Source organism: Pseudoalteromonas distincta (genome assembly GCF_005877035.1).
Classification (GTDB): Bacteria; Pseudomonadota; Gammaproteobacteria; order Enterobacterales; family Alteromonadaceae; genus Pseudoalteromonas; species Pseudoalteromonas distincta.
Genome location: NZ_CP040558.1, coordinates 2,464,307 through 2,478,768 on the forward strand (window position 1 = coordinate 2,464,307; position 14,462 = coordinate 2,478,768).

The 14,462-nt window shown below is 40.6% G+C and carries 12 protein-coding genes; 2 read left to right on the forward strand and 10 right to left on the reverse strand.

What is annotated here, in order from left to right; translation table 11 throughout:
- Positions 1–22: 22 nt before the first annotated feature.
- The 4 genes from FFU37_RS10985 to FFU37_RS11000 form a co-directional block, all read right to left on the reverse strand.
- Positions 23–1,069, reverse strand: a complete 1,047-nt coding sequence (locus tag FFU37_RS10985; RefSeq protein WP_002958143.1) for an NAD(P)-dependent alcohol dehydrogenase — start codon at positions 1,067–1,069, stop codon at positions 23–25.
- Positions 1,070–1,210: 141 nt separating this feature from the next.
- Entirely contained in the window at positions 1,211–1,924 is a 714-nt protein-coding gene (locus FFU37_RS10990) for a DUF1499 domain-containing protein (RefSeq protein ID WP_138489493.1), read from the reverse strand.
- Positions 1,925–2,030: 106 nt separating this feature from the next.
- The gene (locus FFU37_RS10995) at positions 2,031–3,371 is read right to left on the reverse strand and encodes a DUF1501 domain-containing protein (protein WP_138489494.1); all 1,341 of its coding nucleotides are present in this window, start codon (positions 3,369–3,371) and stop codon (positions 2,031–2,033) included.
- Between the two features lie 9 nt (positions 3,372–3,380).
- The gene (locus FFU37_RS11000; RefSeq protein ID WP_138489495.1) at positions 3,381–5,288 is read right to left on the reverse strand and encodes a DUF1800 domain-containing protein; all 1,908 of its coding nucleotides are present in this window, start codon (positions 5,286–5,288) and stop codon (positions 3,381–3,383) included.
- Positions 5,289–5,458: 170 nt separating this feature from the next.
- Between FFU37_RS11000 and FFU37_RS11005 the strand changes: the two genes are divergently transcribed.
- Positions 5,459–5,674, forward strand: coding sequence for a hypothetical protein (locus FFU37_RS11005; RefSeq protein WP_138489496.1), 216 nt, complete (start codon positions 5,459–5,461; stop codon positions 5,672–5,674).
- A 49-nt stretch (positions 5,675–5,723) separates the two neighbouring features.
- Here FFU37_RS11005 and FFU37_RS11010 read toward each other — a convergent pair whose 3' ends face one another.
- The 4 genes from FFU37_RS11010 to hrpB all read right to left on the reverse strand — a co-directional run bounded on the left by FFU37_RS11010 (position 5,724) and on the right by hrpB (position 11,027).
- Positions 5,724–7,289 carry a diguanylate cyclase domain-containing protein gene (locus tag FFU37_RS11010; protein ID WP_239022702.1) on the reverse strand — a complete coding sequence of 522 codons (1,566 nt, stop codon included), beginning with the start codon at positions 7,287–7,289 and terminating at the stop codon, positions 5,724–5,726.
- 395 nt (positions 7,290–7,684) lie between these two features.
- Complete coding sequence (locus tag FFU37_RS11015) at positions 7,685–8,029, reverse strand: hypothetical protein (RefSeq protein WP_138489497.1); 345 nt, start codon at positions 8,027–8,029, stop codon at positions 7,685–7,687.
- A 15-nt stretch (positions 8,030–8,044) separates the two neighbouring features.
- Entirely contained in the window at positions 8,045–8,509 is a 465-nt protein-coding gene (locus FFU37_RS11020; protein ID WP_138489498.1) for a nuclear transport factor 2-like protein, read from the reverse strand.
- A 91-nt stretch (positions 8,510–8,600) separates the two neighbouring features.
- Positions 8,601–11,027, reverse strand: coding sequence for an ATP-dependent helicase HrpB (gene hrpB / locus FFU37_RS11025; RefSeq protein WP_138489499.1), 2,427 nt, complete (start codon positions 11,025–11,027; stop codon positions 8,601–8,603).
- A gap of 285 nt (positions 11,028–11,312) precedes the next feature.
- On the opposite strand from hrpB, the gene FFU37_RS11030 reads away from it, so the two are divergent.
- Positions 11,313–11,510 carry a CsbD family protein gene (locus FFU37_RS11030; protein WP_002958133.1) on the forward strand — a complete coding sequence of 66 codons (198 nt, stop codon included), beginning with the start codon at positions 11,313–11,315 and terminating at the stop codon, positions 11,508–11,510.
- A gap of 62 nt (positions 11,511–11,572) precedes the next feature.
- On the opposite strand, the gene FFU37_RS11035 is transcribed toward FFU37_RS11030, so the two are convergent.
- Positions 11,573–13,834 (reverse strand): xanthine dehydrogenase family protein molybdopterin-binding subunit, encoded by a 2,262-nt coding sequence (locus tag FFU37_RS11035; RefSeq protein WP_138489500.1) that lies wholly within the window; start codon positions 13,832–13,834, stop codon positions 11,573–11,575.
- The gene (locus tag FFU37_RS11040) at positions 13,831–14,328 is read right to left on the reverse strand and encodes a (2Fe-2S)-binding protein (protein WP_007376163.1); all 498 of its coding nucleotides are present in this window, start codon (positions 14,326–14,328) and stop codon (positions 13,831–13,833) included. The genes FFU37_RS11035 and FFU37_RS11040 overlap by 4 nt, the downstream gene beginning before the upstream one ends.
- Between the last annotated feature and the right edge of the window lie 134 nt (positions 14,329–14,462).

Below are 14,462 nucleotides of genomic sequence, written 5' to 3' on the forward strand. Positions count from 1 at the left end.
TATTTTTAATTTACCTAGTAAATTAAGCGTTTAACGATGCCATATCAATAACAAAACGGTATCGTACGTCAGATTTTTCCATACGCTCGTATGCCGTGTTAATTTCGTCAATGTTGATCATTTCGCACTCAGGTAGCACGTTATTTTCACCACAAAAGTCGAGCATTTGTTGCGTCTGTGCAATACCACCAATAAGTGAGCCTGCAATACGACGGCGACCCATTAACAGTGGCACCGTGCTTAGCTCATCTACAGGGCCAACTTGGCCAACAATAACTAATGTACCATCTACATCAAGTAGCGGTGTGTAAATAGATAAATCATGTTTTACAGGGACTGTATCTATAATGACGTCAAAGGCAGATTGCGAGTCTTTCATTTCGTCATCATTAGATGACACTAAATAGTGCTGAGCACCCAATTTAACCGCATCATCTTTTTTAGACTCACTACGACCAATTACCGTAACGCTTGCGCCCATTGCAACTGCATTTTTAACGGCCATGTGACCAAGCCCGCCTAGACCAACAACACCAACACGGCTACCTTTTTTTACGCCCCACTTATGAAGTGGCGAATACGTAGTAATACCTGCACAAAGTAGCGGTGCAACGCGAGAAAGGTCTAAATTTTCTGGTACAGAAAGTACAAACTCTTCGCGTACAACAACATGTTTAGAATACCCACCTTGGGTCATTTCACCACTAACGCGGTCTTTGCCTGCGTAAGTACCAACCATGCCTTCGCGGCAAAATTGTTCTTCGTCGTTATCACATTGATCGCAACTTTGGCACGAATCAACCATACAACCCACAGCAACTGTGTCGCCTTGCTTATATTTTTTAACGTCGCTACCTACCGACATAACTTTACCAACAATTTCGTGCCCAGGTACTAGCGGATAGTCACTGCCACCCCAATCATTTCGTACGGCGTGTAAATCTGAATGGCACACACCACAGTATAAAATTTCAATTTCTACATCGTTATTTCGTAAATCGCGGCGCTCAAAAGAAAACTCTGTCAATTCAGAACCTTGGCTTTTTGCTGCATATCCTACTGTTTTCATAATAACTCCATAGTGGTTAAAAATTTAAATCATCAACAGCATAGTCCATAACCTGTGAATAGAACCTGACAATATAAAATAGGCACAAAAAAAGCCCAAACAGTGTTCGGGCAATCGTTAGTACTAAGGCACTAAATTTAATTATTTTGCAAGTAAGCTGTTTAGTTCATTAATAATTGAATGAATGCGCTCTGCATTTTTTCCTAAATCACTACGCCCTACTCGCGATTTACTACGAATATCAACAAAACGTTGGCTGCCTTCATCTTTAATACGAATTACCACATCGTCTTTAAAACCAAACCATGTGGTTGTATCAGTAGCTTCTACAATACCTGTAGCCGTGTTTGCACTTACCACTGCAAAACCAAGATTTTTAACTGCTTGTTCGCTTGCTGCCATCAAATCGGCTTTAGATTGTGCAAAGCTTAACGTTGCCAGTTCAGGGTATGCTTTGCGTTGCTGTACTGCCGTTTCTTCACCCGCGTACTCTACTGGGTTTGGTGCTTCAGCACGCAGTGGCGCAATTGCTACAAATTTTGGTGGGTTAACTAAATCTGTTGAAATATCATGAATTGCCGGTACGCTTTTAGCTTTGTTCATCATGTTAAGTGGCATAGCAATAGCCACAACCGAAAGCACAAGCGCAATAACACCACTGCTTAGCGTTAACGTTTTACGCATAAATAACGCTTGTATTATAAGTAGTACCAATGCAGCGCCACCAGCGTAAACACCAAATTTAAAACCAGCAAACGCAGTTCCTAGCTCTACAATACCAAATTTATACAAAGGCCCTGGCAGTATGACGAGTAAAAAGGCGATTAGACTAACTAAGCTCACTAAAACTTTCATTTTATGATTCCTATATTGTGTGATTTTTATTATTAAAACAATTAAGCACTATTAACCAGTAGCTTATACTACTAACAAGTGCTTTTAGATTACTATTAGCGACTAATTACACAAAAAAGTCCAATGTTGTGTGATCAAAGTTACTCAAGTTTGGAAAAATATCAACAAGCTCAGAGCTTGGCACACCAAACCACTGAGCCAATGTGGCAAAGTACTGCTCATTAGCAACACTTGGAATTAAACGACCGCCACCGGTATCTTGTGGGCCATCCAAATGTTGAGTTAATAGCTCGCCATATATATTGCCGCCCTTTACTGCGCCGCCCATTACTATTTGGTTTCCTGCCCAACCATGGTCAGTACCATCGCCATTTGAGGTCAACGTGCGACCAAAATCAGACATAGTAAACGTAGTCACTTTATCAGCCATATCAAGCTCTTTCATCGCACTATCAAATTCATTTAACCCTTGAGCTAACGTACTTAATAAAGCAGGGTGCGTTGTTAATTGGTTGTCGTGGGTATCATACCCCCCCATAGAAACAAAAAACACTTGGCGCTGAGTACTCAATTTTGCCTGTACGCTAATTGTTTTAGCAACGGCGGCAAGTTGCTCACTAAGGCTATTATCGCTAAATGGGGTAATAAGTGCAGGCGCGCTTTCTAACGCGCTGTTCATTGCTTGAGTGTTATTTATCGCACTTGTTAAGCCATTGGCATAAGCTGTACTTAACGGATGGCTCGTATTGCCTAGTAAGCGGTTCATAATAGCGGTTACGTGCTCGCTACGAGGTTGATACCCTCCAAACGCGTTAATACTACTAATGCCGCTTTTGTTAAGCGCAAATGCATTGCTAGCACTTCCCGTTTGCCATAAATTAGTACCGTCGAGTGATACATTAGCTGCAAACTCATCTTGTAACTCTAAACGATCTAAAAGTCGTGCGCCCCACCCGCTATTAAGTGATTGCTTTTCTCGACCATACATCCACGCAGCTTGCTGATCGTTATGCGAAAACAAATGCTTAGGCAAACCTATTGGTTTATTTTTATAGTCATTCAATGTTGTGGGAGCGAGTAAAGTACCTACCCCACCTATAAATGCTAAATTTTGGGATTCAAATACATTTTGTATAGGTTCAAGTGAAGGATGAATACCGACTCCACCGGCAAACTGGCTTTTAATGCTTAGCTCAAGTGGGCTCTCTACCGCTAGGTTTTGCCTGCTTTGCTCATACAAACTCCGTTGCTCGCCTTCAAGCGGAACGAGCATATTTAACGAATCATTCCCCCCGTACAAATACACACACACTAATGCTTTGTAATCACCTAGCTCAACAGCATTAGTCGCTCCAGTTAATGCTTGTAATTGCAGGCTCGTTAACGCGGCAGCCGATACGCTGCCTTTTACACATAACGACAAAAACTCTCTTCTATTAATGCTCATTATGCGCTCCTAATACTGCACGTTGAATTCAGGTGAAATAGCAATCATATATAATAAATACGAAACCCGTTCACGGTATTGCTCTTCATTAAAGTAGGCATCTAAATCAAGTAATGCTTGGCGTGTGTCACTGCTCATTGCGCCTGCAAAATATAGCGTGTTGTACTGAGTTAATAGCGCGTTAACACCGTTTTTCTCTAAAACATTCATGTCGTCTTGAATATAAACATAAATACCATTTGAATTTAAATCACTGTGTGCTTCAGCGGTACTCCACACTAAACTTGCGTAAAGCGCATTCATGGTGCCAATCAGTGTTGCATCGTTTGCTATTTGCAACTCTGGTGCAACAATACCTTCATTTCGCAAAGCTGCGGTTTGATAATCAGGCCTAAAAAAGTTAAATACCGAAGCCGACTGCATGGGTCCTTGCCCGTAGCTATTTATTAAATTCCATGTTTTATAGTAACCAGCCAAAGATTTAGCATCGAGATTTCGCCAAAACTGTACGGTTTTTAAAATAGGCTCTTTAATTTTACCTTGATAGTTAAGCACTGAGCCAAAGTGGCGAGCTTCATCATCTAAATATATAGCCTTTACTACAGCCGCTAAATCGCCGCGTACACCAGCGCCGTTATCAATAAATATATTAGCTACTCGTTCAACGTATTGGGGGGTTGGATTTGACGTAATTAATCGCTGAATAAGTTGCTTAGTAATAAATGGCGCAACATTTTGATGGTTAAATAAATTATCGAGCGCTATTTGCAATGACTCTTCTGCTGTATAACCTTGTGGTATAACCTCGCCATTTAGTAAGGTTTTTTGTTTACTAGAATGGTACTCGTCAAATGCTTCCATTGGCTTAATATAGTCACGACTTTTACGCTTAAATGTTTCACTATCGGCAAACGTCCAACCAGTAAATACGCGTGCAAAACCCTCTATTTCGACCTGTCCGTAAGTAGCAATAGTATTACCTTGTGCATCAAGCTTAGCGCTGCCGTCTAGGTTTAGCTCTTCAAGGCCAATAGTAAATAACTGCATTACTTCACGTGCGTAATTTTCGTCTGGGCGAATATTAAGTGCATCGTCTGCTTTTTCGTTAGCCAAATGGCTTAAGTAAGTTCCCATAATAGGCGAAAGCGTGACATCTTCGAGTAAGTCACGATAATTACCAAAGGCATGCTTTAGTAGCAAATCGTAATAAGTGATCATGCCCTCAGGTTGGCCTCTTAAGGCACTGTTTTCATCCGACACTACCAATATTTCACTTAACGCAAATGCAACACGTTGACGAAGTTGATCGTCACTTTGCATTACTGCCTTCCACCATGCGTCTATGCGGCTTATGTATTTAAAGTCGTCATCGTCATTTAACTTTACTAAATAATCACGGTGATAATTAATAGGTAGCGCTATTTGTTTATCAAGCCATTGCTGCTCGCTTAAACCTTGTGCGTTTTGTATTTCACTAAGCTTAGGTCCCATTGTTGCTTGATGTAGTAACCGTGCGGCGCTAATGTCATCCATATTATTGCGCGCTATAAAGCTCAGCGTTTTTACATTGCTTGCCCCTTCGTTATCGGTTGCTGTGACCGAAAAAGCGTAATCAACAGGCTTATAACTTTGCGCATTTAGCAGTGTTACTGAAGTAGTTGTTGCCTCTAAAGGCCCACTAATTAGTTCAGGCCCTTGCGTTTGTTGCCACACAACAGATGTAATAGTGCCGTCTTTGTCACTGGCTATTGCTGTTAGCTCAATTGTTTGGCCTTTACTTAATTCACTAGGAATATCAGCGACTGACAAAATGGGGATTTTATTTCCGTTAACGGTTGGCGTATCATCGGAGCCTGAACCACCGCAAGCGCATAGTATAAAAACCGAGCTTGCGATAAGAGCAAATTTATAATGCATGTAAAGTCGTCATCATTTGTTAATTAAAGTACGTTAGTGTGTACCGAGTTTAATGCATTTATTGAAACACAAAATTTACAATTTAACTCTTTATTTTTTGTAACCGAATCATGAACGCCCCATTAATAATGCGCTAGCAGCTGGGGTAAACAGCCAGAGCTTTATTATTTATGAAAACAGAAATTCGCTATTGTTTTGAATCATCACAAGTTGCTAACCGGTTTTTACACGAGCTCAAAGACTGGCCGGTTAACGATGTAAAAACACGACTTTTTAATGGCGGCGATAGTGTAAAAGTGACATACGAATACGACGAAAGTGGTTTTGATTACACTTGCGCCGAACTTGATGACCTTGCACATAGCCATGGCGGGAAAGAGGTTTGAGCGTTTAATAATAAAAAACAGCTGATGCATCTTTAATAATTGACTTAAATTATATAGATTTGATTGATGTTTTATCTCTACCTGAGTTTTTCGCTTCGTAGAGCATTATGTCGGCTTCTTTAATTAGTGATTGAATAGACACATTATTACCACTTAAGGTTTCTTTTGTAGCAAATACACACCCAGCACTAATTGTTAAATATTTACGTACAGGCGACGCTTCATGAGGTAAATTTAACTCCCGAACCGCCAAAAGCAATTGCTGAGATATATTTACAAACTCTTCATAAGAAAGCTCTTTAAAGAATAATATGAACTCTTCGCCGCCATAGCGCGCAACTGTTCCTGTGTTTTGCTTTGCCATTTTTTGTAATTTACCAGCTAGGAGCTGTAAAGCGTTGTCTCCGCCTTGGTGACCATAAAAATCGTTATAATTTTTAAAGTGATCTACATCAAGTAATATTACTCCAAAGGCATTTTGTTGCTGTTGAGCCTGCTCCCACTGAGCCGCTATAATTTCATCAAAGGCACGCCTGTTGTAAATTTGGGTTAACCCATCAATTTTACTTATTTTTTCGAGCTTAGAATTTTGCTCTTTTACTTGTTTAATTAACGCATTAAAACCGCTAATTAAAACGCGCATTTCTAAAAATTGATTAGTGAACCTTAAAGGCTGTAAATCGTTTTTAACCAACATTGAATTAATAGCGGACGCACCACTAATAAGCGGTTCAATAAAATAACGATTTACAATATAAAAACCTAATAATGACATTACAAAAAACATTAACAAAATAAGCTTTAAATAATGATCAAATAAAACTGGCAGTGTTTGGTGATGGTGCTTAATGTTCAAAGCAAGCAATGGCTTACCATTTGCATCTAGAATCACCCTCTTCCTTTGAGTGGCAATGTCCTCTTCTTGGAGGCTCCCTTTAAGCGTCGCAATATCGTTTAAAGAACTACCGTGTGCTATTTGTGTATAGCTAAGCTCCACTTGTGCAATTTCCGCTAAGGATTTGATCAACGACGGTCTTACTTTTTTTATAAAAACAATACTACCAACAGGCTCACCTGTTTTATCTGTTCGCTTTATTACATGCGATGCAAACATAACAGGGCCGCCCGCTGTTTGTAAAAAACCAGAATGGCTTAAACTATTGTCGTCATTAGCAGCTTTTGGATTAGGAATAATTGCGCGGTTTAATTTATTAACCTGTAAATCTAAATCAGGCGCATCAAACTCCGTATGCTTCATATAATCATACGCTTGTCCGTACACCATATTAAAGTTTACATCGTAGATAAACACACCATCAATTTTGAGAGAATAGAAGGTATCCCCTACAAAGTTTGAATCTACATATTCTGCGTCAAAATCTGCCATATAATTATAGGTATCATCCCATACGGCGTAGTCATAATTGAGTGTTTCTAAAAATATAAACTCTTTATCAAGCGCAATTTTAAGACTCAGTAATTCACGATTTTGATAATCTTCAATACTAGTGTTTATAGTCGGCAGGCTAAAAAAATAGCGATACCCAACTAATAAACTTGTTACAAAGCACATTAAAATTAAAGTACCTATTATTACAAAAAATCTTAATGTCATAGTCTCTATCTAATCGTGTAGAATTAAGTCAAAGTAGCTTACGTTTTATGTTTTAGACTTCTGCATCTAAATTATAAATAATTAGCTTCTTACTAAAGCGTAGTATAAATTCATGAGCAGGAATAAACAAAGCTTACTATTAAGTTTTATAGCGTTAAAACTTTAGCACTTTCAATAATATATTTAATATAGACATAAAATCATACCAATTCGCTTAATTAAGTGGTCTATTTTGAGGGCAGAAAAACGTGTTGATAGCTAGGCAAAAAATTCGCTATTTAGTTGTTCTAAATGAGCATTTTTTAACGCAGGTAGCGACACGTTTAGCCCTGCAAAATGATTAAGTATTATTGCGAATTGGTATTACACATTTAATGTAATACAAAAAGCTGGAACTATTTCGCTACCGAAACTTCCACTTTCGATGAAGATGTACTCGCAAGCTCCAGTACTTCATAATAATTTAAGCCATCAATTTTTTTACCAATAATAAAGTAATTCATTTCATTCATCATGGTTGGGTCGCCTAAAACATCTTCTGCGCTTTGCACATCAGAAAATTGAATTGTAATTAAGGCGCCTATAAAGCGCATTACATCTTGAGATTTTAATGTCTTTAAAACTTTATTAACTCCGGCCTGAGTTGACTCAGGTGTAGAACCATCAAATCTAAAATCACTTTTTGTACTAGCGCATGCACTAAGCATTAATATTGATAGTGCGATAAGTAAATGTTTCATATATATCCTTATTTGTTATTTGTGATACTTGCGGATCATCGCCACTTTACCGTTTTCAACTTCTATTACTTCCATCATTGTGGAGGTGTATTCTATTGGCTGCTTACTTTGCGGGTGAATGCCCTTTGCATGACTCTTATAACGAATAGCAAAGCCCGTATCATTAAACACAAATGTATTAAGCAGTGTGCTTTCAAACAACGTGTGTGCACCTAAGTAAAAACTCATACCTTTGCGCATCTGCTTTTTACCATCAGGAATACGTGAGTCATCCGGTTGATACGGAATGTGCTGATTGCCAATATCATCGGTTAACAATGCAAGGTAAGCTTCAAGCTCTTTAGCACCTGCGTTAGGTGCTTGTGTGGCGGTCATTGTTTTATAATACTGCTGCGCAAACGCATTTAAGTCGAGTGGCTTTTCAGCATACGCCGAAAAAGCAGTTACTAAAGCCAAACCTAATGTTAAAAGTAACCTCATTGACTATTCCCTGTAGCTAAAAATATTTTATAGGTACATTACCTTAGTAAGTTCAATAATCAAACAAAATCAGTTTTAAGTAAATTAACACCTACATTTTGCTCTTTACTCTATTTGTTGCAACGCTGTTGGCAGGGTCGTCTGGCCAAAAATGTTTAGGATAGCGGCCTTTCATTTCCTTTTGCACATCGCGGTAACTGCTAGCCCAAAAGTGGGCTAAATCTTGAGTAAGTTGCAATGAACGTTTACCTGGCGATAGCAGCTCCATAAGCAATGGCAATTTACCGTTGGCAAGCATAGGCGTACTGGTCAAACCATAAACTTCTTGCATACGCACGCTTAGCTTTGCGGGGCCATCAAGTTGGTATTCTATCTTTATATTTGAGCCACTGGGCACCGTTAAACGCAGAGGTAACAAAGCTTTTAACGTGGTTTGTTGTTGCCAATCAAAGCAGTTTTGTAATGCTTCAAAGTAGTTAAACTTTTTAAGCTGCGTGAGCGTTTTAATATCTTCTAAAAACACGCCTAGCCACTGCGCTGCATTTTGAATAAGTTGTTGCTCGTTTATTTGCGGGAATTTATCGGGCATTAAATTACTTGCTAGGCTCATACGTATCAGCAATTGTTGCGCATCAGGTTGCTCGTTAAATAAAGCAAAACCGTGTTTAGCAAATAAGCTAAGCCACGCTTTAGCACGCTCGCTCTTATCTAGTTTTTGTTTACTAGGCTGGCTGCTGAGCGTTATAGCCCCGAGCTTTACTTCATCTTGATGAATAAAGCGCGCTGATTTTTCATCAAACTCACAACGAGTAAGTTCACTAAATAAATGCGGTAAAAATTCTTGTAACTCAAATGGGTTAAGCGCGGTGGCTGTAAATATACGCCCTCCTTTGTGCCCGCCCATGGTTGCTATAGCTAAGTAATCGTCGTTGTGCCAGTAATCTGCATTTAACTCAGCACCTGCACCATTGGCAAGTAGGTAACCATTACCGCGTTTTTTAGCAATACGATCGGGGTATGCCAATGCCACCAGCAAACTTATATAATGCGTATTTAATTCGCTGTTTTCGTCTTTTACTTTTAAGCGGCTTTGCCAATACTTTAACTGTTGTTTAAATACCGGATGCGGACGTTGCTGTTGGCTATGTAGCGCTAAACTCAACTCGTTTGCGCTATTTACTCGGCTCTCAAGTAATGCCACTAAATAAATAGCGAGCCTAAAAATACCAGGGAGTTGGTCATCAAGTATTTGTGCTTTCAATAGCATATGCGCCAAACGAATATCAGCACCAAAACCTAACATTTTACTGCCAAGCGGTGTGAGCTTACCTTTGCTATCGATAGCTTCTAGCATGTTAAGCAGGTTACTTGCTTGCTCACATTGTTGCTCAGTGGGCTTATCAAGTAGGGTTAGCTCATCAATACTGGCTCCCCATTGCTTTGCCTCAAGCATAAGTTGGCTTATGTCTGATGTGAGTATTTCGGGATTGTCGTGGCTATTACGTCGCTCAAAGGTTTGCTTTGAGCCAATTCGATAAACAATGCCCGGCTCTATTCGTCCTGCACGCCCTGCACGCTGCACAGCAGACGAGCGCGATATACTTTGTGTTGTGAGCTCAGTAACCCCTGTTTTTAAATTAAAGGTGGCTGCACGGCGCTTGCCGCTGTCAATTACAATGCGTATGCCTTCAATAGTTAAACTGGTTTCGGCTACATTGGTGGTAAGCACTACTTTGCGCATACCGTTAGGTGCAGGGGCAATAGCAGTTTGCTGATTAGCTTTATCTTGCTCGCCAAATAGCGTTGCAACTTGGCAGTTACTGGGTAAATCGCTTAGTGCTTGTTGCACGCGTAATATCTCAAACTGCCCAGGTAAAAACACCAACGCGCTGCCTGTTTGCTCATTAAGTGCTTGTTTTATTATGTTAGGAATTGCATCAAGCCAGCGACTTTCATCTTTTATAGGTATGTATACTTCGTCTATTGGGTAGCTGCGACCGCTTGATTGAATTACAGGGCAATCAAAAAACGCAGTGTAACGCTCAGTATCAAGAGTTGCCGACATAAGCATAATGGTTAAATCGTCGCGCAGTGCACTTTGGGTCTCGAGCGCAAAGGCAAGTGAGGTATCGGCTGCAATTGAACGCTCATGAAATTCATCAAATATCAGTAAATCTATATCGCTTAATTCAGGGTCGTTTTGCAGCATGCGCGTTAGCATGCCTTCGGTAACTATTTCGAGGCGCGTATTAGCGCTTACTTTACTCTCGCCCCTAATCCGCAGGCCCACACTTTGCCCAATACTCTCGTTTTGGCACTTTGCTAAATAACTGGCAATATTACGTGCAGCTAAACGGCGAGGCTCTAGCATTACAATACGTTTAAAATGCCCATCGCGCATAAGCTGTAGCGGCAACCACGTAGATTTACCCGCACCAGGCGGCGCTTGTAATAACGTAATAGGATTACTTTGTAATGTAGTAACGAGTTGTTGATATATGTCTTGAACCGGCAGCACTGCTATTTACCCAAAATTACTTTGCGTGCATTGTAACAAAAACCAAAAATAAACGCGCCGCTAAAGCTGTGTGGTTATAAAGGATTTAATTAAGGGTTACATAATCAGAAATAATTACAGACCGCTCTGTACATTTTTTAAGGATGTGCTCACAGCATTAATTATTACTGCCTCAATAAAAACATAACACACTGATTATAAATACAAAAATTAAATTTAACTTATTGGTACACGCCTTGCTCCTTTTATACTGAACGTTAATTAAATCTAAGTAAGGAGAAACTTATGAACAGCGATCGTATGAAAGGTAATTGGAACGAACTTAAAGGTAAGGCTCAACAAAAATGGGGCGATCTTACTGACGACGATTTAGACAAAATTGAAGGTAGCCGTACAGAGCTAGTTGGTAAAATTCAGCAGCAGTATGGTAAATCTAAAGAAGAAGCAGAGCGTGAAGTTGATGAGTTTGAAAAAACTCATTAATCGTTAACTTCTAAAAAAACCGCCATTTGGCGGTTTTTTTGTTTAAGCTGTAGGTTATTTAGCTACGCTTTTAATTGGTTACCAATCGGTAACTGCCTAATACGCTTTCCGCACGCTGCAAAAATAGCATTACATAATGCTGGCGCATAAACTGGTGTAGATGGCTCGCCTACCCCTGCTGGTGGTGCATCGCTTTGTACAATTTCAACGTCAACTTCAAGTGGTGAGTCGCTCATACGCGGTACGCGATAATCATGAAAGTTACTTTGCTGCACGCGGCCTTTATCAAAGGTAATACCATCGCTGATTGCAGTTGTAATCCCATAAATAGAGCCACCTTGGGTTTGATTTTTAACGGTGTCGGTGTTTACAACCGTACCCGCATCAATGGCAACCCACGATTTAATTACGTTTAAATCGCCAGCATCCGACACTTCTACTTCAACTACCGTAGCTACGTAAGTTAAAAAGCTTCTGTGTGCTGCTATGCCTAAACCTCGCCCTTTAGGAAGCTCTCGCCCCCATTTACTCATGTCAGCTACTTTTTCAATAACATGACGCAGTCTGCCAATATCTAAAGGGTAAACCTCTTTATCGCCACCGTAATTATCGTATGTGGCATTTTGCTCTGTTACATCAACAATACGACTCGGACCTATAGTGTCTAGTAAATAGTCTTTTTGGTCGCGACCGGCTTTGTGCGCTGCTTCGCCAATAAATGACTGAATAGCAAAGGCATGAAAAATATTTGATACAGAGCGCATCCAACCAATTCGTGCTTTGGCAGGCGCATCACCGTTTTCTAACTTCATGTTAGGTGTGTTAATTGGGTTATCGGTAAACCCTAAGCGCAGTTCAAAGCTTCCTGGCGTAGTCGCCCCTTCTGAAAAGGTAGAGGTGATCGGTGAAAACGCGGTGCGGTGTAAATAAGATTCTATAGCGCCATTTTTATCTAGCGATGCTTCAATGTGCTGAGCCGAAACTGCATGGTAAAAACCATGTTGTATGTCGTCTTCACGCGTCCATTGTACACGAATAGGCTTGCCTACTTTCATTGAAAGGTAAGCTGCTTCTGCTGAAAAGTCAGGTTTTGACTTACGCCCAAAACCGCCACCTAACATGGTAACGTGAACATTAATTTTACTCTCATCCATGCCAAGCATTGCCGCCACTGTTTTCATATCAGCTTGTGGATTTTGCGTAGCAGCCCATATATCAACACTGTCTTTGTTGTACATAGCTGTTGCACAAGGCGGCTCCATTGGTGCTTGAGCAAGATGCGGCGCGTAATAATCAGCTACCAGTTTATTGCTCGATTTAGCCAACACGCCCATCGCATCGCCTTTATCACGTATGTTTGCCTGTGGAGTTTGTACTGTTTTTAGTAATGACTTTTTAAATTCTTTTGAATTGTAATCGCCATTTTTGCCATCATCCCACACTACTTTTAATGCCTTACGCCCTTGCCATGCAGCCCATGTGTTTTTAGCTATAATCGCAATACCGCCTTTTGGCTGAAACTGCGGCGCGCCTTTTGGTGCAGGTATTTCAATAACATCTACAACGCCGTTTATCGCTTTTGTAGCACTGGCATCAAATGACTTAATAACACCGCCTACTACCGGCGGGCGTTCAATTATAGCCACCAGCGCTTGTGGTTCGCGTACATCGGCTGCAAATATAGCTTTGCCTGTTACTAAATCGGCTAAATCTATGTGCGCCATGCCAGTATTAATGTAGCGCCATTCTTTGCGTGTTTTAAGTGTTAGTTTGTCAGCTTCTGGTGGCGTTATTGTAAGCGCTAAGTCGATTAAATCTTTATAAGTAAGCGATTTACCTGAGCTGTGTGTAACAACGTGTTGATTAGCAGTACAGGTCTGCGGGTCAACTTTCCAATACTTAGCGGCAGCATGCTGCATCATGTAACGTACACTTGCGCCCATTTCACGCAGGCGCTGCATGTTGTAGCGAATACTGCGTGAGCCATCGGTATTTTGATCGCCGTATTTAGGGTCGCCCTTACCCTGAATAACAATAACCTTATCCCACGCGGCTTCCATTTCATCGGCAACTATTTGTGCAATCGCGGTGCGAATTTGCTGACCCATTTCAGAGCGATGGCAGGTTATTTCAACCATGCCGTCTGGGCGCAGTGCAATAAATAAGTTTGCGCGCTTTGCTTGCTCAGATGGCTGCTCTAACACACCCGCAATCGCTCTTGGCGCACTGCCTACAAAATAAGTACCAAGTACCAATGCACCTATTGCGCTAGTTTTTAAAAACTTACGGCGGTTTAAATCAAAGTATTTGTTATCTTGGTTCATACTTCTTCCCCTTGTTCATTTGGGTCAAAATATTGAACACTCGCCATTGTTTTAGCAGCTGATTTAATTGCTTTATGAATACGCGGGTATGTACCACAACGGCAAATATTTCCCGACATATTACTTACTATTTCATCGTCGGTTGGGGTTGGGTTTGCAGCTAATAAGCTTGCAGCTTGCATCATTTGACCGCACTGGCAAAAACCACACTGCGGTACTTTATGCTCAACCCATGCTTGTTGCACGGGATGGTCGCCCTGCTCGCTTAACCCTTCAATTGTAGTAATTGAACGCCCTGCTGCTGCCGCTACAGGTAATACACACGAGCGCTGAGCTACCCCATCAATATGCACGGTACACGCACCGCACTGTGCCATACCACAGCCAAATTTAGGCCCAGTTAAATTCAATTCGTCTCGGAGATACCATAATACTGGCGTTGACGGATCGCCAGAAAACTCATGTTTATTACCATTAATGGTAAGCGTGATCATACTAAACTCCTTGGCAAAGCGCTTTACAGGAGGTTTCCTTGTTGCGCGAGAACTATTTTTAATTACTTACTATTTTATACTTACTACTTTTAGCCTACCACTTAGATCTGTTTTATAAAAATACTAATTATTAG

Bases quoted from the DNA above. Each gene is read 5' to 3' on its own strand.
- FFU37_RS10995 (WP_138489494.1), bottom strand. From the start codon at position 3,371: ATGAGCATTAATAGAAGAGAGTTTTTGTCGTTATGTGTAAAAGGCAGC.
- FFU37_RS11020 (WP_138489498.1), bottom strand. From the start codon at position 8,509: ATGAGGTTACTTTTAACATTAGGTTTGGCTTTAGTAACTGCTTTTTCG.
- FFU37_RS11005 (WP_138489496.1), top strand. From the start codon at position 5,459: ATGAAAACAGAAATTCGCTATTGTTTTGAATCATCACAAGTTGCTAAC.
- FFU37_RS11010 (WP_239022702.1), bottom strand. From the start codon at position 7,289: ATGACATTAAGATTTTTTGTAATAATAGGTACTTTAATTTTAATGTGC.
- FFU37_RS11040 (WP_007376163.1), bottom strand. From the start codon at position 14,328: ATGATCACGCTTACCATTAATGGTAATAAACATGAGTTTTCTGGCGAT.
- FFU37_RS11015 (WP_138489497.1), bottom strand. From the start codon at position 8,029: ATGAAACATTTACTTATCGCACTATCAATATTAATGCTTAGTGCATGC.
- FFU37_RS11000 (WP_138489495.1), bottom strand. From the start codon at position 5,288: ATGCATTATAAATTTGCTCTTATCGCAAGCTCGGTTTTTATACTATGC.
- FFU37_RS11030 (WP_002958133.1), top strand. From the start codon at position 11,313: ATGAACAGCGATCGTATGAAAGGTAATTGGAACGAACTTAAAGGTAAG.
- FFU37_RS10985 (WP_002958143.1), bottom strand. From the start codon at position 1,069: ATGAAAACAGTAGGATATGCAGCAAAAAGCCAAGGTTCTGAATTGACA.
- FFU37_RS11035 (WP_138489500.1), bottom strand. From the start codon at position 13,834: ATGAACCAAGATAACAAATACTTTGATTTAAACCGCCGTAAGTTTTTA.
- FFU37_RS10990 (WP_138489493.1), bottom strand. From the start codon at position 1,924: ATGAAAGTTTTAGTGAGCTTAGTTAGTCTAATCGCCTTTTTACTCGTC.